Source organism: Streptosporangium sp. NBC_01810, from assembly GCF_035917355.1.
Classification (GTDB): domain Bacteria; phylum Actinomycetota; class Actinomycetes; order Streptosporangiales; family Streptosporangiaceae; genus Streptosporangium.
The window spans coordinates 1,663,135-1,683,405 of the sequence record NZ_CP109070.1 but is presented as its reverse complement, the minus strand read 5'-3'; the positions used below and the strand labels follow the sequence as shown (position 1 = coordinate 1,683,405).

Here is a 20,271-nt window from a genome sequence, read left to right as displayed (position 1 = left end):
TTCTTCCCGGGGCCAAAGCCCGAGGTATCCACGCCGAAGGAGACTCGATGATCTACCCTCCCGCCGAACGGCAACCGGTCGTCGACCACCTGCACGGCCACCCGGTGCCCGACCCGTACCGCTGGCTGGAAGACGCCGGCAGCCCGGAGACGCAGAACTGGACGGCCGCCCAGGAGGAGCTGTGGTGCGGCCACGCCGCCGCGCTGCCGGGGCGCGACCGGTGGCACGCGCGGGTGGCCGCGCTGACCGGCGCCGGGATGGCCGGCGTGCCGATGTGGCGCGGCCGGAGCCGGTTCCAACTGCGCCGTACGGCCGACCAGGAGCACGCGGTCCTCTACCGCACCGGCCCCGACGGGGTCGAGGAGGCGCTGATCGACCCGGTGGAGCTGGACCCGAGCGGACTGACCACGCTCGACCACTGGCAGCCCGACTCGGACGGCCGGCTGGTGGCCTACCAGCTCTCCACGCACGGCGACGAGCGCTCGGAACTGCGGGTGATGGACGTCGCCACCCGGCGGGTGGTCGACGGCCCGATCGACCGCTGCCGGTACTCCCCGGTGGCATGGCTGCCCGACGGGAAGGCGTTCTTCTACGTCCGCGCCCGCCAGGTCCGCCTGCACCGGCTCGGCACCCCGGCCGAGGATGATGCCGTGATCATGGGCGAGGATCGCTCCTACGGGCTGGGGATCAGCTACAACGGGCGCTGGCTGACCGTCTCGGCGGCGGCGGACGACGGCAACGACCTCTGGCTGGCTGACCTGTCCGCCTCCTCCCCCGAGCGCCCTGACCTGCGGGTCGTCCAGCGGGCGGCGGGCACAGTGACGGCGGGCACGGTGACGGGCGCGGTGACGGCGGACACGGTGACGGGCGCGGTGACGGCGGACACGGTGACGGCGGGCGCGGTCGGCCGCGACGGGCGCCTGTACCTGCTCACCACCCTGGACGCGCCACGGGGACGGCTCTGCGTGGCCGACCCCGCGCGCCCTGGCGCCGAGCACTGGATCGAGCTGGTCGGCGAGGACCCGGAGGCGGTGATCGGCGAGTTCGCGATCGCCGGGCAGACGCTGCTCGTCGGCTGGACCCGGCACGCGGTCGGCGAGATCAGCGTCCACGACCTGGCGACCGGGGAGCGGCGCGGCCTGGTGCCGCTGCCCGGCCTCGGCTCGGCCGGCGCGATGACCACCCGTCCCGAGGGCGGCCACGAGGTCTGGTTCGGCTACACCGACAGCGTCACTCCACCGGGCGTGCACCGCTACGACACCCGTACCGGGCAGATCTCGCTGTACAGTGCCGCGCCCGGCGCGGTGCAGGTGCCGGAGCTGGAGGCCCGGCAGGTGGTCTTCGCCTCGGCGGACGGCACCCCGGTGCGGATGGTCGTGCTGGCGCGGCCGGGCGCGGGCCCCCGGCCCACGATCCTGTACGGCTACGGCGGCTTCGGGCTCTCGCTCACCCCGTCGTACTCCAGCTACATCCTGCCCTGGGTCGAGGCCGGCGGGGTGTTCGCCCTCGCCCAGCTACGCGGCGGCGGCGAGGAGGGCGCCGCCTGGCACCGCGACGGCATGCTGGAACGCAAGCAGAACGTCTTCGACGACTTCGCGGCGGCGGCCGAGGCGCTCGTCTCCGGCGGCTGGACCACTCCCGCGCAACTGGGCGCCTGCGGCGAGTCCAACGGCGGGCTACTGGTCGGCGCCGCGCTGACCCAGCGCCCCGACCTGTTCGCCGCCGCGGTCTGCTCGGCACCGCTGCTCGACATGGTCCGCTACGAACGCTCGGGGCTCGGCCCGGCCTGGCGTTCGGAGTACGGCTCGGCCGACGACCCCGAGCAGCTGGGCCGGCTACTGGGCTACTCCCCCTACCACCGCGTCACCGAGGGCGTCGACTACCCGGCGACGCTGCTGACCACCTTCGGCGGCGACTCCCGGGTCGATCCCCTGCACGCGCGCAAGATGTGCGCGGCCCTGCAGTGGGCGACCTCGGGCTCGCGGCCGATCCTGCTCCGCCACGAGGGGGGTGTCGGCCACGGTTCCCGCGCAACCGGCCGCGCGGTCGCCCTGGCCACCGACATGCTCACCTTCCTCGCCGCCCACACCGGCCTGGAGGCCGGCGCCTGAAACCTCCGCCCGGCTTTAGAATCTCCGGCGCCTGAAACCTCCGCCCGGCTTTAAGATCTCCGGCGCCCTCCGGTCCTGCTGCTCACTCTCCACCCTGGTGGAGGGAGCCGAGACGGGTCATTTCGTCCGGTGAGAGCCGCAGGGCGCCGGCGGCCACGTGGAACGTGTATTGGAGCAGGCTCAGTGGATCAGCTGGTTGTGGATGGTCTGCGGGTGAAGGTCACCTCGATCGTGACGCCGGGGGGCGTCTCCAGCAGGGTCCGTACCGGGTGGCCTTGGAGGTCGATCACGCTGACCCTTCTGCCGGTACCCGCCGACTCCCAGCAGTACAGGTGGCTCTCGTCGTACCAACCGAGCACCTTGTCGCAGGCGGAAGTGATGGTGTCGGCCTGCTGACCGCTCTCCGTGTTCCAGATGCACTGCATGTTCGGCGTGTCGCCGGGGCAGTCGGTGACGAAGAACGCTCCGGAGGGTGAGAAGAAGTCCATCGTGTCCGGCACCTTCCCGACCCCGTCGATGCTGCGCACCTGCTTGCCGCTGGTGTCGTAGAAGCGCAGGGACCGCTGGTAGCCGTCGTCGGCGACGGCGACCGTGCCGCCCGTGTTGCCCGCCCAGCCATAGGGCGACTGGTCCACGGCGGAGTCGTCGTTGCCGACCACGTCGGCGGCCAGGTCCTTGGCCGTGAGGATGACGAAGCCCTCGGTCGTACGGCTCGCGCCGGCTCCTCGCTGGATGACGAGCAGGAGGCGGGCGCTGTCCTTGGACCATCGTCCGATGGCGGTGGTCCTCGGCTGCTGCACGGTCTTGACCGTGCTCTGCTTGCCGGCCTCCCTGTCGACGATCGTCACGGTGTCGTAGCCGTCTTCGGCGGCGGAGTTGCCGTGGACGGCAAGGTAGCGGCCGTTCGGCGACACCACTGTCTCCGATTGATCCAGATATTTCGTGAAATCTCCGGTGAGAGAGTCGCGGGCGTAGTCCACCTGCCCCTGCGTTCCCGCATCCTGGACCTCGTAGGAGGTGAGCGTGAGACGGTCGGCCGGGTCCTCGTAGAGCTTGGTCTCCCCGCCCCCGGGAAGCGGGATGGCGGTCAGGCCCTCCGTGGGCACCGGCGCCGACGAGGCGTCGGCCGTTCGCACGGCTACGGGGCTGTTCTGCTCGCCGTTCGCGTCCTGGCCGCGCAGCGCCACCACAGCGAGGACGCCCACCAGTACTACCGCCAGCACGCCGCCCAGGGCGAAGGCGAGCGTACGGCCACGTGGCCCCGATCCTCCTTCGCCAGGCGGCGGAGGAGAGGACGGTGGAGCGGGATGTGGGTGCCCAGGTCCAGGCGAGGGAAGTTGGGCGGCCTGGGAGAATCGGACCTGATGGGTGGGCTGGGTGGGCTGGATGTTGGGGTGCGGGTAGTGGAGGGGCGGTGGCGCGGCGTGCTGGTCGGGTGGCGCCGGAGCAGGAGGGGCGGACGCGGTGGGCGGGCCCGCGACACCGAAGGCGGTCGACCGCTCCGCTGACTGGGGAAGGGTCGACGGGTCCGCGATGGTCTCGAGGAAAGACGGCCGGTCCGCGATGGTCTCGCCAGAGGCCGGCGGATCCGCGATGGTCTCGAGGAAAGACGGCCGGTCCGCGATGGTCTCGCCAGAGGCCGGCGGGCCCGCGATGGTCTCGGCGGGCTTGGCGCCCGCGGGTGGCGGCGGCGACGAGGGTTGGCCGGGGGCCGCTACGGCGGCCGCCTCCCTGAGGAGGACGGGATCGCTGGCCGTGACCGGACTCTGGATCAGGCGTAGGATCACCTGCTCGGCCGACGGGCGTTGCTCCGGGTCCTTGTTCAGGCAGGCGACGACGAGGTCGCGCAGCGGTCCGTCCAAGGAGGAGAGGTCCGGCTCCTTGCTGAGCACCCGGTGGATCACCGCGGGCAGGGTGTCACTGCCGAACGGGGCCTGGCCGGTGGCGGCGAAGAGCGTCGTGGCGCCCCAGGAGAACATGTCGGCCGCCGAGCCCACCATCTGACCGAGAAGCTGCTCCGGCGCCATGTAGGCGGGCGTGCCGATGGGCGAGGAACTGAGCGTCGAGGTGGCGTCCAGGGCCCTGGAGATGCCGAAGTCGATGACGCGCGGGCCGTCGGGGGCGATGATCACGTTGGCGGGCTTGAAGTCCCGGTGCGCGATTCCGGCCTGGTGGATGGCCGCGAGCGCGGTCGCCATGCCGATGGCCAGGCGGTGCAGGCCGGCGCCCGTACGAGGTCCCGACTGGGCCACCACGCTCTGCAGCGACGCGCCCTCGATGAACTCGCTGACGATGTACGGCCGGTCGTCCTCTACCCCGCTACCGAGGACCTGCGCGGTGCAGAAGGGCGCGACCCGCTTGGCGACGGCGGCCTCGCGGACGAACCGCTCGACCATGACCGCGTCCTCGGCGTACTGCGGACGCAGCCATTTGAGCGCCACCTGTCGTCCCGACTCGTCGGTGGCGAGATAGACGACGCCCTGCCCGCCTTCGCCGAGCCGCCCGAGGAGATCGTAGTCTCCCAGCCGGGACGGGTCTCCGGTTCTCAAAGCCGTGAATGATGGCATCAGGGGAAAGCTCCACGTCTGGTTCGGAGAGACTCGCGAATATACGAGCCTGTGCTCGCCGATGTCATCCTGAGAGCATCGAGTTGTTCGATTTCCTGGGAATCATCCTGGTGCGGTCTCCGGCCCGAAGTTCTTCCGGCGCGGACGGGACCGGCGAATCCTGCTGGTAGAAGATGTCAATGTCCACCTCTTCGCCGCCGACGATCAACGTGTCCCATGCCCCGCTTCGCAGCAGGGTTCGCACCGTCTCGCCTTTCAGCTTTCGCAGATGATCCTTGAGGGTCGCGTCGTCGGGCATTCCGGGAATGCGTGGCGCCAGGCGGCTCCGCACCGATCGCAGTTGCTCCATGAGCGCGTCAATGGTCGCGTCCTTGTCCAGGTCTTCGCCCGACGCCTCCTCGATGCTCTGGGCGATCTTGTCTTTGATCGCATGGCTGACGCCGCGCTCGTCGGCGGCCACCATCGCGTTCCACGCACGGCTCTTGTGCCGGTACTGCAGCATCGACATCGCTGCTTCATGGCGGACGAAGTCGGCATCGCGCAAGGGCTTACCGCGCCAGGCGTTGCTGAGAGACCGCGCCAGCGAGATGGCCGATGCCAAACCGCTGTTGAGCCCGCGCCCCGGCCAGAAGTGGATCGCATTGGCGGCGTCGCCGAGGAGGAATCCGTACGTGCCCGGGGCGACCGACGTCGCGGGGAACAGTTGCGCGGTGAACCGCGGTCGCTGCACCATGTCCAGCCGGAACGCGGTGACGGCGCTGAGGTTCCCCTCGGCGACGCCGAAGAACGTCAGCCCTTCCTGCACCCGCTTCCATAGTGCGGAGCCTCTGATCAGAGCGGGCAGGAACAGCGTGCTGTGGGTCGAGCAGTGGAAGTCGCCGTGCTCGTCCCGTCCCATCACGCATGGGCGCGAGGCGATGCACTCCTCGAACACCTGCCGGACGGGGTCGATCCCGACGACCTCTTTGGCCTCGGCATCGGTGAGGCGCATGTTCAGGAAGCCTTCGCCGCGCAGGGAGTTCAGGAGGAAGCGGTTCTGGGTGACAGTGAGCAGGACCGTCATGGGGTCCGACAGATCCGACTTCACCCGCAGGCCCAGCACGACGTCCTGGATATGCCGGCCGTCCAGCGAGTAGATGGACTTGTCGGCGTTGCCGAATTTGTCGGTGAAATGCTCCCGGGTGCGCGAGCGCCCTCCCTCGCAAACGGCGAGCACATGGTCCTTGGCCGCGGCATCGTGGTATTCGGCCGGGTCGAAGCGTGCAGGAACGAGCCGGATGCGGCCGGATTTCTCGTTCGCCAATTCCAGTAGTTTATCCTCGATATAGGCGATCCGAATGTTCCGCGGGCTGTAGCCGCGAATGGAATCGGGGCCCGAGGGCCACATCTCGGTATACGATCCGGCGCCGAACAACCGGTCCTGCACCTCTTCTGGGAGGTTCAGAAATTGGCGACTCTGGACCGTCACCACTTGCTGCCGCCGGATGTTTCCCTGCCCTTCGTCCTTCCAGACGACCTGCGTTCCATTCTGGGTCCAGCGACCGTCATATACGGTGATGGACACCCGCTCGCCCATGAGGTGTTCGAGCAACAAGGCGAAACCCAGGCCGACGGGACCGCCGCCGGAAACGGTGACGTTGAGCACCCTCGGATCAGCGGGAGCGGCGGATGCGATCAAGTCCTGGACCGCGGCCGGATCGAGGATCGTCTCCAGCGCGCCGGTCACCTCGAAGCAGAACGTCTCATCGCCGATTGTGATGAGATCGCCTGGCTGGAGCACGTGTGAAATCACGCGCTTCCCATTGACCAGCGTGCCGTTGCGGCTACCCCGGTCGTATAACACATAGCCGCCGGCCTCGGGAATCACCTCCGCATGAAAGCGCGAGGCCCTGCCACTGTCGATCACCACACTGTTACCGTCCATTCGACCGAATGTAACGGGTGTGTCACCCACCGGAAAACGTTCCCCGGCAAGCGGGCCCTCACGTCCGACAATCGAAGGTGGCATGGGTCACTCCCTTTCACAGGTAAAGCCTTGCCCGTGCCCTCCGTCGGGCCCATGACCGGCCAACAACGCTGATCCCGGACAGCTCAGACAACAGTATGTCAGCGTGATCGCGACGCTCATACCCGATTCCACAAAAACCCACGCATAGGCGTCGCCCCACCCGGATGGCCGCAGGTCCCCCGCAGGCGGTCAGGCGAATATTCCACCATTGGCGGGTAGGGCTCCAGGTAATAATCCACAATCCGTCCGAGGATTATTGCATGGACAGCTTTCGGGTGCGGGGCCGTGTACTCATGGAAAGCGGTTCAGGTGGGCTTCGGTACCGGAGGTGGAACGACCAAGGAGGAGGGGCCAAACCGTGCCGAGGCCAACGCCGGTCCGGCCAAGCCTCCGCATCAGCAGCCGCCAGGCCATCTCCGACAACTCCTGCGCCTCGTCAACGATCACGTGCCCGAATGTCCAGGTCCGGTCGGCCGCCGCGCGCTCGGCCGAGGTGCGGTGGTCCGCCTCCTGGTGCCGCTCGGCGAGCGTGTCCGCGTCGACCAGGTCGTTGACCGTGAGTATCTCGGCCTCCTGGTCGTCCTCCAGGTCGGTGGCCCGCGACCCCATCGCGACGTCCAGCACACCCTGGGCGTAGCAGACACGCCTACGCCGTTCGTACTCCTCCCGGATCCGCTCCGCCCGGGTGTCCTCGCCGAGCAGCTCGGCCGCCTCGTCCAGCAGCGGCACATCGGCGGGCGACCAGCCACCGCCGGACTCCCGCAGCAACAGCGCCCGATCCTCGGGGGTGAACCCCGGTGCCGCGGAGGCGAGCTGCGCGAACTCGGCAAGCTGGCGCTGTACGACTACACGCGCCTTTCCCGGGCGGAGAACGGCGAGATCCTCATCCCACTGGAGCAGGTCCGGCAGCTCGATCGCCTGCTCAATGCCGAGGGAATGCTCATCGCGTTACGCGAAGCGATCGGCTGTGACACCGCATCGAGATCACCCGCTCTACCCAATGGCGCCTCCGATGACGGACCGGTCATGCTGGAGTTGCGAACGCCTGACGGAGGGAGCGTCCACGTGACCATGTCGCGACGCGAGTTCGCCCGGTTGCTCACCACCGGTGCGCTCTCCTCGGTCCTTCCCGGGACCGTCGACATCGCCCAGACCGAACGGATCGCCCGCGCGATCGAGCAACCCACCCGGGTCGACGCCGACGTCATCGACTACTTCCGCCGCCTGCTGGCAGAGCACTACGCCGCCGACAAGATGCTCGGCCCCCGGCTGTTGCTCCGGCCTGTGATGGCACACATCGAGGTGCTGAACGAGCTTCGCCGCGGCGCCCGGTCAACGAGCGTGGAGCCGCTCTTCCAGGTCCTCGCCCAGTACGGGGAGATGGCCGGTTGGCTGCACCAGGACATCGGCAATCTTGACGCGGCGCGACACTGGTCGCGTCGCGCGGCCGAATGGGCACAGTGCGCCGGTGACCTCCAGATGGCCGCCTACCTGCTCGTTCGCGAATCCAACATCGCCTGCCTCACCGACGATCCGGCAGCCGTCGTCCAGCTGGCCACGGCCGCCCGCAACTCCCCCGGCCCGCTCGACCCGAAACTCCGCGCGCCGGCCGGCCAGCAGCAGGCTCGCGGACACGCCATGCTCGGCGAGTACGACCGCTGCTTCGCCCTCCTGGACGAGGCCACCGATCTCCTGAACGACCATCCATCCGTCAGCGATCCGAACGCGCCGGTCTACCTGCACCACTACGACCTGGACACGCTTCAGGAGCAGAGTGCGGTCTGCCACCGCGCCGCCGGACGCGCGGACACCGCCGTCACCATCCTGGAGAACAGGATCACCGCGACGGGCGAGAACCTCACCCGGGACCGCGGGCACCTCACCGCGAAACTCGCCCTCGCCGTCTCACAGGCCGGCCGGCCCGATCCGAGCCGGGCCACCCAGTTGGGACTCACCGCACTCACCATCGCCCGCCAGACCGACTCGGCACGGATCATGCGTGAGCTGCACACCCTGGACAACGAGCTTCGAAACCACTGGCCCGCCCGCGAGGAAACCCGCACCCTGCACGACGCACTGAAAACCGGCTGAGTCCTCGTCCGGTGAGCTCTGTGCGCGGCTCTCGAGCCGCTCCTCGCAGACCAGGGAAGACACGCACCGGAGCCGGTTCCGCGGATAGCCTCCAACCATACATACCGACAAATATTGGTTGTGAATCGCATAAACAACTGCTTTACTTGTGCCTAGCGCCTGTCGGATGGAAATCCGGGGTGACTTTCCAGCGCTGAGATTGAAGCTTCATCTATGTAACGCTCGATGTGATGCGGCGACCAACTCTTTAGCCTGTGCAGCACGGCGCCTTCCACGGCCCCCTGACGGACACGGTGTAACGACATGTCACAGATCGGTAGCCTCGGTTCATCCATCCGAACGCAGCCATCCGAGCTCCTCGACATTCTCGAAACCGAGTGGCGGCCCCGGCTTCGCGCTGTCTCGCTCGTCACCGAGGTCGAGGCGAGCGGCGAGACGCTCGCCATGGCCGCGGCGGCGCTGGGCGAGCTGTACCGCCTCAAGGTCTTCAAGGGAAAGTTCCAGACGCTGTTCGACCGCTGGCCCGGATGCGTGGCGGTCGCGCTCTCCGGGGTGGCCGCCACCGACTACCGCCAGGGCACCTTCTGGCCGTACTGGTGGAAGGCCACCGGCTACCAGCACGGCACCGCCCAGGACCAGACGGCATGGGGCCGCGGCTTCGCCCATGCCCTGGAGACCTTCGGATTGCCGACCTTCCCCGACATGTCGTTGACGTACGTCGGCCCGATCCTGATGCACGCGGGCATCCCGACCTACTGCCTGGAGGACGTCTTCCGGCTCCTCCTGCAGCGGCGCGCCCAGGACCCCGGGCTGGACGCCGAGGCGTTCCTCACCTGGGCGGTCGGCCGCGAGGGACGGCTCAACAGTCTTGACGAGCCCGCACGGCGATTCATCCGGCACGGCACCGACTACGCCATGGACGTCCTGGACCGCTGCTTCGACCTGACTGACCGGCTCCACTCCCCCGACCCCGACCTGGACGGGCTCGGCCTGCCCACCCGGTTCGTCGAGGAGGCGCAGAACCTCGCCACCCGGGGCAGGCTCGACCTCACCCGGTATGACGCGGCCGAGGCCAGGCGAGGCCGTACCGAGCGACCTCGATTGAGCCTCGACCCGTTCGGCCAGGGCGTCCAGGTCGTGCTTCCTCCCGTTGGAGACGCCCCGGACGGAACGGCGCGGTGGACCGTGACCGTCGATGGGCTGCAGAACATCGTCCGCAGCCGGTCTCTCTGGGTGGGGACGGCCGAGGCCGCGCCCAGCACGACGTTCGCGATCGCCCAACCCGCCCGACGGGCCCAGGTCTCGCTGTACGGCTCCGCCCACGAGGTGGAGCTGGAGATCGTGGATCCGGCCGATCCGCTGCTGGTCTTCACCGAGGACGGCAGACACCTGCCCGGCCATCTGGCCCTCCCGCCGGACACCGTCTGGCTGCTCCACCCTGCCGACCGCGAGCCGGCCTGTGACGTCGCACCGCGCGTGGTCACCGAGAGCCCGCTGCCCATCGGCTGGGACGGCTGGCGGCTGGTCCTGGTTTCGCTGGAGGGTGCGACCTGGATCGGCCTGGGCGGCGGCGCCGCTCGCCGCCCCGTTCGCGGGCACAGCAAGCCGCGCGTCCTCACCGGTGCCCCCGTCACCGGTGTGACCACGCCGTACGGCTCCGCCGTGTTCGCCGAGCTCCCGTCGATCTGGCTTCCCGCCGAGCGGGAGACCACCTGGCTGGTCGACATCCGCCCGTCCGCCGGTGGCCGTACCGTCTTCACCGGGTCCTTCACCGTCAGCGAACCCACCGAGATCTCGGAACGGCTCTGGGAGACGCTGCCCCGGCCGGTGCTCGGCGCCTTCGAGATCACGGTTCGAGGCCCCATCGGGCGTAACACCCGCCGCTCCATCGTCATCGCCGAGAGCCTCACCTCCCGGTGCACTCCCCAGATCCGCCTGTTCAACCATGAGGGACTGGTCGCCGGGCAGGCGTCGCTGGCCGCCGGTTCCGGCATGCGGGTGGAGCCGGCCGTGCTCACCTACACTCCTCGCGAGCGCGAACACGTCATCACCTGTAGCACCGACCAGCACGCGGAGCCGTTCATCGTCGCGCCCCCACACATGAGGGTGCTGGTCGAGGAGGCCGGGCAGAGCCCCCGCTGGCACGCGAGCCCCCTCCGCCTGGTGACCGAGGAGGTGGAGAGGCTCGAATCCCTCCGCGTGGAGGTCCCTGGGGTCGACGCGCTCCCTTCGGTCGAGATCCTGGCCGGCGGGAAGTCGGTGCAGGAGGTTCCCTCCTCCGGCCGGGGGCTCTACAACCTCAAGCGCGCCACCACCACGCTGAAGGCGCACCGCAGCGCCGATCTCATCCTGCCGTTCCTTGGCCGGGCGGTGCCCGTCGCCAGTGTCCGGCCGGCCAAGCTCGCCTCGGCAGTTACCTACCGCGAAAATCGCCTGGTGCTGGAGGACGGCATCTGGATCGAAGGGCTGTCAGCGGGGATCTACCTGACGACCGCTCCCTGGCGGGAACCGGAGATCATCCCGGTGGAGCAGGACTGCTCGATCCCCCTCCCCGCGCATCTGGTCGATGCCGGGCAGTTGCACGTACGGCTCGCCATTCAGGATCCGTGGCTCTGGGAGGAGTGGCCACGCTGGCCGCATCCCCGCGAGATCTTCGTCTGCGACGCCCCCGGCCGGTTCGGCGGGGCCGACGAGGAGGAGGCCGCCATCTCCGGCTATCTCGCCGGGATGAACGAGCTTCCCACTGAGGTCTCCCGGCTGGAGCGGCTCTGGGCGATCGTCGACCTGGCCAATCGCATCGACCACCGGTCCGCGAACCGGCGCATCGACGAGATCGCGACCGTCCTGCGACATCATTCGGATGCGGTCCAGGTGCTTCCCGAGGCGGCGTTGCCGCCCGATCGGACCATCGTCGCCCTGATCACCACGGGTCTCGCCGCCGCGCCCGCCCCCGAATACCGGGAGTCCCACGGCCGCCTGTGGCGAAAGTATCCGGCGGTCGCGGCGCTGCTCACCGGCTCGGCCCTGCCCGGCCAGGCAACCGAGGAGTCCGATCTGCTCGCGAACATCGAGGCCCAGTGCGGCGAGACGGCCGGGCGGCTGCTTCTCGGAGAGGCGGATCCCGACGCCGAGGTCGGCAGGTTCGGCCCCGATGCCGAATGGATGGCCCAGCAGACTCCCGAGCAGCTGGAGAACCTGTGGAGGGCGGTCAATGTCGTGCCCTCCGCCCTGCTCGACAAGGACACCCGCGTCGCCGCCGCCCGGCAACTGTTCGACAAGCGCACCAGCTACGACGCCCGTGACGTGGCCAACCAGGCGGCCCGGGTGCTCCGGGAGGCGATGAGTATCAAGCTCACCGACTACCGGGGGGTGGAGCGATCCATCGAGGCCCGCTGCCATCCCCTGCGTCGCGACGGGTGGCTGGCCCTACCGGCCGCGTCCATCGCGTTCGCCCTGGTCGCCAGGATCGCCGCCCGAGGCCACAGCGGCTGCCGCCACCTGGAAAGGGAATTCCGCCCCATGTGGCGGGCCCTGTCGAAGATCGCCCCAGACCTGACCACGATCGACCTCATCCGCGCCGAACTTCTCCTCGCGGGCCGAGCCGACCAAGCAGGCAGGTAATCGACGCATGGCCCCCAGGACCGGTGCGCTCGTACTCGCCGAGCGAGCCGGCCTGCCCCGACAACCGACCAAGCCTCCCCCCGGAGTTGACGCGTGGACCCGCTCAAGACCAGTGCGCTCATTACCGATACCTACCGGCGTTATCTGCGGTCGATCCTGCCGGTACGGGATCCGAGGATCGCCGAGGCGTTGGCAGCGGAGATCACGGACAGTCCGATGCTCACCAAGGGGCCGTTGCTCGAAGCGACGCCGCCCTATCGGACCGGGGCCACGCTCCGTGAGCTGATCGCCGCCGGGGTGCTGGGCGAGGAGTTCGCCAAGCTCGGCGGGCCCGCCCTGCCGCTGGATCGCCCCCTCTACCTGCACCAGGAGCGGGCGCTGCGCAAGGCGGTGGCCGGACGGAACCTGGTCGTGGCGACCGGCACCGGCTCGGGTAAGACCGAGAGCTTCCTGCTGCCGATCCTCAACACCCTGGCGAAGGAGCACGCCGACGGCGAGCTCGGCCCGGGGGTGCGGGCGCTGCTGCTCTACCCGATGAACGCCCTGGCGAACGACCAGCTCAAGCGGCTACGCCAGCTGCTGGAGGCCGTGCCGCACATCACCTTCGGCCGCTACACCGGCGACACCCCCGAGCAGACTCTCAAGGGGATCGCCCAGTTCGAGGAGCTCAACCCCGGACAGCGGAGGCTGCCGAACGAGCTGCTCAGCCGTGAGGAGATGCGCGCCAACCCGCCGCACATCCTGCTCACCAACTACGCGATGCTGGAGTACCTGCTGCTCCGCCCGGCCGACATGGACCTCTTCGAGGGCGAGCACGGCGGGCACTGGCGGTTCATCGCGCTTGACGAGGCTCATGTCTACGACGGCGCGAAGGCCGAGGAACTCGGCATGCTGTTGCGGCGCCTGCACGACCGGGTGGCTCCCCGGCAGCGGCTCCAGTGCATCGCCACCAGTGCCACGGTGGGAGACCAGCCGCCCCCGGTCATGGACTTCGCCCAGAAGCTGTTCAACGTCGACTTCGAATGGGTGGACGGCGACGAGAGCCGCAAGGACCTCGTTGGCGCGACCAGGGTGGACATGCCCGAGGGCCCGTTCTGGGGACCGCTGTCGGCTCAGGACTACCGGGAACTTGCCCAGAGCGAGGACCTCGGCGAGGAGCTGTGCTGGCGCGCGGCCTCGGCGGGCGCGGATTTCACCGACGCCGGTACGGCTCTCGCCCGTGAGCACGCGATGGCCGCCCTCCGCAACGCCCTCCTGGCAGGACCGCGGTCGTTCGACAAGCTCGCCCAGCTGATCTTCGGCGGTCAGGACGACCCGGCGGGCGGCCTCTCCGCGCTGGTGCAGGTCGGCAGCCAGGTGCAGGACCGGTCGGGCTCTTCGGTGCTCTCGGCCCGCTACCACCTGTTCGCCCGCGCGACCGAGGGCGCCTTCACCTGCCTAACGAGCGCCGGTCCGCACGTCTCGCTGGGCAGGCACGAGGTCTGTACCTCCTGCGGCGGCGCCATGTTCGAGCTGGCCGGCTGCAAGCGCTGCGGCGCGGTCCATCTCATCGGCTCGGTGGAGATGTCCGCGGGCGGCACGGTCTTCACGCCCCGGATCAAGCACAAGGACTCCCGTACCTGGCTGCTGGTCGGTGACGCTCCCGAGGTCGTCGACGAGGACGAGGTGACGCTGGAGGCCGGCCCGGAGATCGACGCCCAGGACGGGCACCTGTGTCCCCGGTGCGGCGCGCTGCACGCGGCGGCGCCGCTGGTCTGCGGGTACGGCGGCTGCCAGGAGACCCGGCTCCGGCCGGTCAGGAAGCTGAACACGAAGGCCAGTTCGCCCACCGGCTGCCATGCCTGCGGCGCCCGGGGAGCCGGTCAGATCAGGCAGTTCGAGAGCGGTAACGACGCCGCGGCGGCCGTACTGGCCACTGCGCTCTACCAGGATCTGCCTCCCGCACCGGACGAGGAGGCGGCCGACCAGCCGGGTGGCGGTCGCAAGCTGCTGACGTTCAGCGACAGCCGCCAGCAGGCGGCCTTCTTCGCGCCCTATCTGGAGAACAGCTACACGAACCTGCAGCGGCGGCGTCTGGTGCTGGACGGCCTGCGCCGGGCGACCAGGGACGACGACCGGGTACCCGTCGAGGACCTGGTGCATCATGTGACCGTGGCCGCCACGAAGGCGGGCGTCTTCCAGCGCAAGGACAGCAAGCAGACGAAGCTGCGCGCCGTCTCCCTCTGGGTGATGCACGAGCTGGTCGCCCTCGACGACCGCCAGTCCCTGGAGGGCCGGGGCCTGATCCGCGTCGACCTGGACCGGGATCCGCGCTGGCGGCTCCCTCCGGCGTTCCTCTACCTGGGGCTCTCGGAAGAGGAGGTCTGGACGCTGCTGGGCGAGCTCACCCGCTCGCTCCGCACCCAGGGGGCGATCACCATGCCCGAGGAGGTCGACCCCGGCGACGAGGCCTTCGACCCACGCCGGGGCCCCATCTACGTACGCGGCGACGGTTCGGAGCCCAAGCTGAAGGTGCTGAGCTGGGTGCCGACCCGAGGGGGCAATCGGCGGCTCGACTATCTCCAGCGGGTGCTCGCCACGGCCGGCTCCGCCGAGGATCCGCGACGGGTGCTCATGAAGTGCTGGGAGTTCCTGACCGCGCTCAGGGAGGGGTGGCTGCCCAGGGACCAGGTTCCCCGGATCGGGGTGGTCCACCAGGTGGATCACCGCAGCCTGAGGCTCGTCCCGGCCACCGAGATGTATAGGTGCGACCTCTGCCGGCGGATCACCACGGTGGCGGTACGCGGCATCTGCCCCACACTGAAGTGCGAGGGCACCCTTCAGGAGTGGGCGGCCGACGACTCCGACCACTACCGGGCGCTCTACCAGGGCATGACGCCCATCCCGCTGGTCGCCCAGGAGCACACCGCCCAGTGGACCGGCAACGAGGCCGCCGACATCCAGCAGCGGTTCCTGCGCGGCGAGGTGAACGTGCTGTCCTGCTCGACGACGTTCGAACTCGGCGTCGACGTGGGCGAGCTGCAGACGGTCATGCTGCGCAACATGCCGCCGACCACGGCCAACTACATCCAGCGGGCCGGCCGGGCCGGTCGGCGCGCCGACTCCGCCGCGCTGGTGGTGACCTACGCCCAGCGCCGCTCGCACGACCTGTCCCGCTACCAGGAACCCGAGACCATGATCGCGGGTAAGGTACGCGCACCGTACGTGCCGCTGGGCAACGAGCGGATCGACCGCAGGCACGCGCACTCGGTGGCGATCGCCGCGTTCTTCCGGCACGCCAAGGCGACCAGCGGGGAGGTCTGGCGCACGGCCGGTGAGTTCTTCCGGGCCACCGACGGTGGGGACGCGCCCTGCACCAGGGTCGCGAACTTCCTCACCCCCGTACCGGAGGAGATCACCGCGTCCCTCCGCCGGATCCTGCCGACCTCGGTGCAGGCGGAGATCGGCGTGGAGTCGGAGGCCTGGGTGACCAAGCTGTGTGTCCACCTGGAGAAGGTCCGGCAGGAGATGGCCCAGGACATCGAGATCTTCGAGCAGCGCATCAGGGAGTACGCGGAGAGCAGGAAGTTCGCTCAGGCCGACCGTTACCAGCGGACCATCAACACCATCACCCGGCGCAACCTGATCGGTTTCCTGGCCAACCGGAACGTGCTGCCCAAGTACGGCTTCCCGGTGGATGTCGTCGAGTTGCGTACCGCGCACTGTGACAGCTCCGTCGGAGCGAGGCTGGAGCTGGACCGCGACCTGTCCAGCGCGATCTACGAGTACGCGCCCGGCTCCGAGGTGGTCGCCGGAGGCGTGCTGTGGCGGTCGGCCGGCCTCTACCGGCTGCCCGGCCGGGAGCTGATCAGCAATTACTACTACGTGTGCAGGCAGTGCCAGCACTTCCGGCAGGGCGGCGAGAAACTCGATCCGGTCTGCCCGGCCTGCGGCACCGTCGCCGACTTCCAGGCGCGCAAGTACTACAAGCCGGAGTTCGGCTTCGTCGCCGACTACAAGACGGCCAAGCCCGGTACGGCCCCGCCGAAGACCTCCTGGAACGGGGCAGCCCATGTGGTGTCGCTCGCGGACGACCCCGTCAAGCGGCTCTGGCGCTCGGCGAGCGGGTTGTCGGTACTGTGCCGGTCCGGCTCGCGCGGCGAGATGATCGCGCTCGCCGAGGGGCCGACCGGCAGTGGTTATCTGATCTGCGACTGGTGCGGCTGGGCCACGCCCAACTTCGGCAAGGGCAGGCAGAGCGCCACGCACACCCACCCGATGCGGCAGTCGGAATGCAAGGGCAAGCTGAGTTGGCGCTCTCTCGCGCACACCTACGAGACCGACATCATGGAGCTGCGGCTGGAGTCCCTGTCGCTGTCCTGGTCGCAGTGGATCTCCACCCTGTACGCCCTGCTCGAAGGGGCCGCCGACGGGCTGGAGATCAGCAGGGGTGACATCGACGGCGCCGTTCACCCCGGGCACGACGGCCAGACCAGCCTGGTGGTCTACGACGCGGTGCCGGGCGGGGCGGGTTCGGTGACGCGGATCGCCGACTCGCTGGACCTGGTCGTGGAGACCGCGCTGAAACGGATGTCCAACTGCGACTGCGGCGAGGAGACCTCCTGCTACGGGTGCCTGCGCAACCGGCGCAACGAGCGCAGCCACGACATGCTCCGCCGCGGTGAGGCGGTCAAGGTCCTCGAACTTCTGACCGGGGACGGTCCCCTCAGGGCCGAGGAGTAGTCCATCTACAGCTTCGGACAGGACATGTCTAAACTTGGCAGCCATTGAGGATCAAGAGGGACTGGGTGGAGCCCGGAAGTAAGCGCTGGGTCGAGGTCACGCCTTCCGAGTACGCGCACGAGCGGAGCGGTCTGGCCGCGATCCGTGAGCTGCTCAGCGAGAGCGACCCCTACCGGGCGTGGAGCAACTTCACCTTCACCACCAAGACCAACCGCCAGTACGAGGTGGACCTCCTGGTCATCGGCCGGGGCGGCATCTACCTGCTGGAGCTCAAGCGGCGGGATCCTGCGGGCCGCCAAGCGGGAGTACTCCGTCCTGGAGAACGCCGCCTATCCCGGCATCGCACGGGCCATCGAGCTGTACGAGCACGAACGCGGCCCGGCGGTCGTCTTCACGCACGACCCGACCGAGGTCCGCCTCGACCACTTCCTGCGGCAGAAAGGCGGCTCCCTCAGCGTCGACCAGCGGGTGGAGCTGATCCGCACCCTGACCGGGACGCTCCGGTACGCGCACGCGCGCCGCCTGATCCACCGCAGGCTCAGCCCGCTCTCGGTCTACGTCCGCACCCTCGGTGACGGCCGGTACGGTGCCCGCGTCCGGGACTGGCACACCGCCGGTCGGATGTTGCCCGGGCAGACCGGACAGGTGGCCGGGACCCGCACCCTGGAGATACTGACCGACCGGGGCGCGCACGGTTATCTCGCCCGGGAGACGCTGCACAACACGGACGCCGACGCGGTCCTGGCCGACGTGTTCGGCCTGGGCGCGCTGACCTTCCTCATCCTGACCGGCAAGGCCCCCGCCGAGTCCAACGAGGAGCTGCTGCTGCGGATCGTCCGGGAGAACGGCCTCGATCTCACCCTGGAACTGCCCGGCGCCTCGCAGACGATGGCCGACCTGGTCCGCGAGGCGACCACCGGTGACGTGGACCTCCGCACCGAGTCGGTGGACCGGTTCGCGCAGGCCCTGGAAGAGCTGATCGCCGAGCTCGGCGGTCAGCCGCGCGTCGACCCGCTCACCGCCGGACAGGGCGCCGTCCTCGGCACCAAGGAGGAGCCCGGCAGGTTCGAGGTCATCCAGCGGCTCGGGCAGGGGTCCACCGCCGTCGCCCTGCTCGTCAAGGATTCCCGGCACGGCGAGGCGGTCCTGAAGGTCGCACTGGACGAGGAGGGCGCCAGGCGGCGGCTGCTCGACGAGGCCACGGTGCTCCCCTCCAACCAGAGCGGCCGGCCACACCTGGACGGGCACCCGGCTCCGGGCGCCATCGGCGCGGTCCAGCTCTCCACCACCTGGATCAAGGCACATCAGCACGCCGCGGTCTCCTGAGCCCTACCTCCTGACCTCTGATCCCTGACCGCCTCAACCTCCGACTTCTGATCCCTGACCACCTCAATCCCTGACCGCCCCATCCCCTGGTCCTCCCGACTCTGACCATCCTGACCTCCGGCTGCTCTGGCCTGTGGCTTCTCCGACTTCCGGCTGTTCTGACTTTCGGCCTTCCCTCGCTCGGCTTTTGGTGTCCTTCGAGGGGGGCTGCGTACGGGGCACCGGGGGTTGGACCGGGTCCGATGGGCACCCGCATGTCCTCTCGTAGCTCGTTATGGAGCTGACATCGCGCCACCTGCGGGGAGTCTTTACCTGCTCTTAAAATGATCTCCCATCGCACGGCCAACTGACACCGACTTCGTCTGGTGGTGGGACATCTCGGCTGACCGGGCCGAGGCGCTGATCGAGGCTTTCCAGCGCCGGGACAGCGACGGCATCCGGCTCGCGCACGACTTCCACAGCGAGAGCCTGGACACCCGCTTCCTCGGCGACCTCTACCAGGATCTCTCGGAGCACGTCCAGAAGAAGTACGCGCTGCTGCAGACGCCGGTCTTCGTGGAGGAGTTCATCCTCGACCAGACCCTCACCCCGGCCCTGGAACGTTTCGATCTGACGGAACTGAAGCTGATCGACCCCACCTGCGGGTCGGGGCACTTCCTGCTCGGTGCGTTCGACCGGCTGCTGGAGGAGTGGGGGCGGCTCGAACCGGGCACCGACCTGCGGGTCCGGGTGCAGCGTGCGCTGGACAGCGTGCACGGCGTGGACATCAACCCGACCGCGACCGCGATCACCAAGTTCCGTCTGATGGTCGCCGCGCTCCGCGCCTGCCGGGTGACCCGCCTGGACGGCCCCAACACTCCCGGTCTGCAGTTGAACATCGGCACCGGCGACTCCCTCATCTACGGCGGTGGCATGTCCGGCGGCCGTCAGACCGAACTCAATGTCGAGGTCACTGGAGAAGACTTCGGAAAGAAAGACGAGAACGCCGATCCGGGCACAGATGATCTCAATACAGGAAGAGCTGGACTGGGAGGTCTACAAGCTCTACGGGATCCTGGAGGAGGATCTCACCTACGGCGGAAAAGACCTGCCGGGGCTGGCGCTCGGGGAGCGGGCGTTCGAGATCGTGCTCGGCAGGCAGGTCGAGGCCGGGGGGACGGAGACCGCCTGGTTCGAGCGGCACCGTTCGACCATGCGTACCGACCTCCCGGAACACTGGCCGGAGGCGTACAAAGAGCTGGTCCGCCGGCGGATCGACTTCATCGCGAACAAGCCGCTGCTCGGTCTGGTGGAGCGTCCGGAGTGCAAGCGGCGCTGGGCGGCGGAGCCGTACGAGACGACGCGGGCGAACGCGCTGCGCGACTGGCTGCTGGACCGGCTTGAGAAGCCAAGCCTCTGGTCCGACCGGAACGGGGACCCCCGAGCGCTGAGCGTGGCGCAGCTCGCCGACCTGGCCCGGCTGGACACGGACTTCCGGCAGGTGCTCGACCTCTACGTCGGAACCCCCGACCACGACCTGACCGCGAGCCTGGCCGCGCTGCTGAAGGACGAGCAGGTGCCGTTCCTGGCCGCGTACCGCTACAAGGAGAGCGGGCTGCGCAAGCGAGCGGAGTGGGAGGAGGTCTGGGAGCTCCAGCGCCGGGAGGACGCCTGGACCGCCGCCCGAGCCGAGCACTTCTCCGGCTGGTTGCGGGACCGGCTCACCGAACACGAGCTGACCCGGCCGGATCTGGCCAGTTGGCGGCCGAAGGCGCCCGCCCGCGGCACCAAGGGTAAAAAGAAGGTCAAGAACACCCAACCGACGGCTGAGAAGGGGAACTGACGA

General features: G+C 69.2%; 10 protein-coding genes and 1 pseudogene. 7 read left to right on the top strand and 4 right to left on the bottom strand.

What is annotated here, in order from left to right; all coding sequences use genetic code 11:
• Window positions 1–47 precede the first annotated feature (47 nt).
• The gene (locus tag OIE13_RS07800) at window positions 48–2,111 is read left to right on the top strand and encodes a prolyl oligopeptidase family serine peptidase (RefSeq protein WP_326641556.1); all 2,064 of its coding nucleotides are present in this window, start codon (window positions 48–50) and stop codon (window positions 2,109–2,111) included.
• Between the two features lie 188 nt (window positions 2,112–2,299).
• Here OIE13_RS07800 and OIE13_RS07795 read toward each other — a convergent pair whose 3' ends face one another.
• The 3 genes from OIE13_RS07795 to OIE13_RS07785 all read right to left on the bottom strand — a co-directional run bounded on the left by OIE13_RS07795 (window position 2,300) and on the right by OIE13_RS07785 (window position 7,454).
• Window positions 2,300–4,660, bottom strand: a complete 2,361-nt coding sequence (locus OIE13_RS07795) for a serine/threonine protein kinase (RefSeq protein ID WP_326829810.1) — start codon at window positions 4,658–4,660, stop codon at window positions 2,300–2,302.
• A gap of 82 nt (window positions 4,661–4,742) precedes the next feature.
• A complete protein-coding gene (locus tag OIE13_RS07790; protein ID WP_326641561.1) occupies window positions 4,743–6,686 on the bottom strand; it encodes an FHA domain-containing protein in 1,944 nt (647 codons plus the stop codon).
• A gap of 291 nt (window positions 6,687–6,977) precedes the next feature.
• Entirely contained in the window at window positions 6,978–7,454 is a 477-nt protein-coding gene (locus OIE13_RS07785; protein ID WP_442811617.1) for a hypothetical protein, read from the bottom strand.
• Window positions 7,455–7,751: 297 nt separating this feature from the next.
• Between OIE13_RS07785 and OIE13_RS07780 the strand changes: the two genes are divergently transcribed.
• From OIE13_RS07780 to OIE13_RS07765, 5 genes and pseudogenes are all read left to right on the top strand, one after another.
• A complete protein-coding gene (locus OIE13_RS07780) occupies window positions 7,752–8,777 on the top strand; it encodes a hypothetical protein (RefSeq protein ID WP_326641563.1) in 1,026 nt (341 codons plus the stop codon).
• A gap of 303 nt (window positions 8,778–9,080) precedes the next feature.
• Window positions 9,081–12,398, top strand: coding sequence for a hypothetical protein (locus OIE13_RS07775; RefSeq protein ID WP_326829809.1), 3,318 nt, complete (start codon window positions 9,081–9,083; stop codon window positions 12,396–12,398).
• 93 nt (window positions 12,399–12,491) lie between these two features.
• On the top strand, window positions 12,492–17,120 hold the full coding sequence (locus OIE13_RS07770) for a DEAD/DEAH box helicase (protein ID WP_326829808.1): 4,629 nt from the start codon (window positions 12,492–12,494) through the stop codon (window positions 17,118–17,120).
• Between the two features lie 65 nt (window positions 17,121–17,185).
• A pseudogene (locus OIE13_RS36585) lies at window positions 17,186–17,344 on the top strand (hypothetical protein); the annotation flags it as partial.
• Window positions 17,345–17,402: 58 nt separating this feature from the next.
• Window positions 17,403–18,446 (top strand): protein kinase domain-containing protein, encoded by a 1,044-nt coding sequence (locus OIE13_RS07765; protein ID WP_442816061.1) that lies wholly within the window; start codon window positions 17,403–17,405, stop codon window positions 18,444–18,446.
• 318 nt (window positions 18,447–18,764) lie between these two features.
• Here OIE13_RS07765 and OIE13_RS07760 read toward each other — a convergent pair whose 3' ends face one another.
• A complete protein-coding gene (locus tag OIE13_RS07760) occupies window positions 18,765–19,202 on the bottom strand; it encodes a hypothetical protein (RefSeq protein WP_326829806.1) in 438 nt (145 codons plus the stop codon).
• A gap of 244 nt (window positions 19,203–19,446) precedes the next feature.
• Between OIE13_RS07760 and OIE13_RS07755 the strand changes: the two genes are divergently transcribed.
• Window positions 19,447–20,268 (top strand): DUF7008 domain-containing protein, encoded by an 822-nt coding sequence (locus OIE13_RS07755; protein WP_326641573.1) that lies wholly within the window; start codon window positions 19,447–19,449, stop codon window positions 20,266–20,268.
• Window positions 20,269–20,271: the final 3 nt, after the last annotated feature.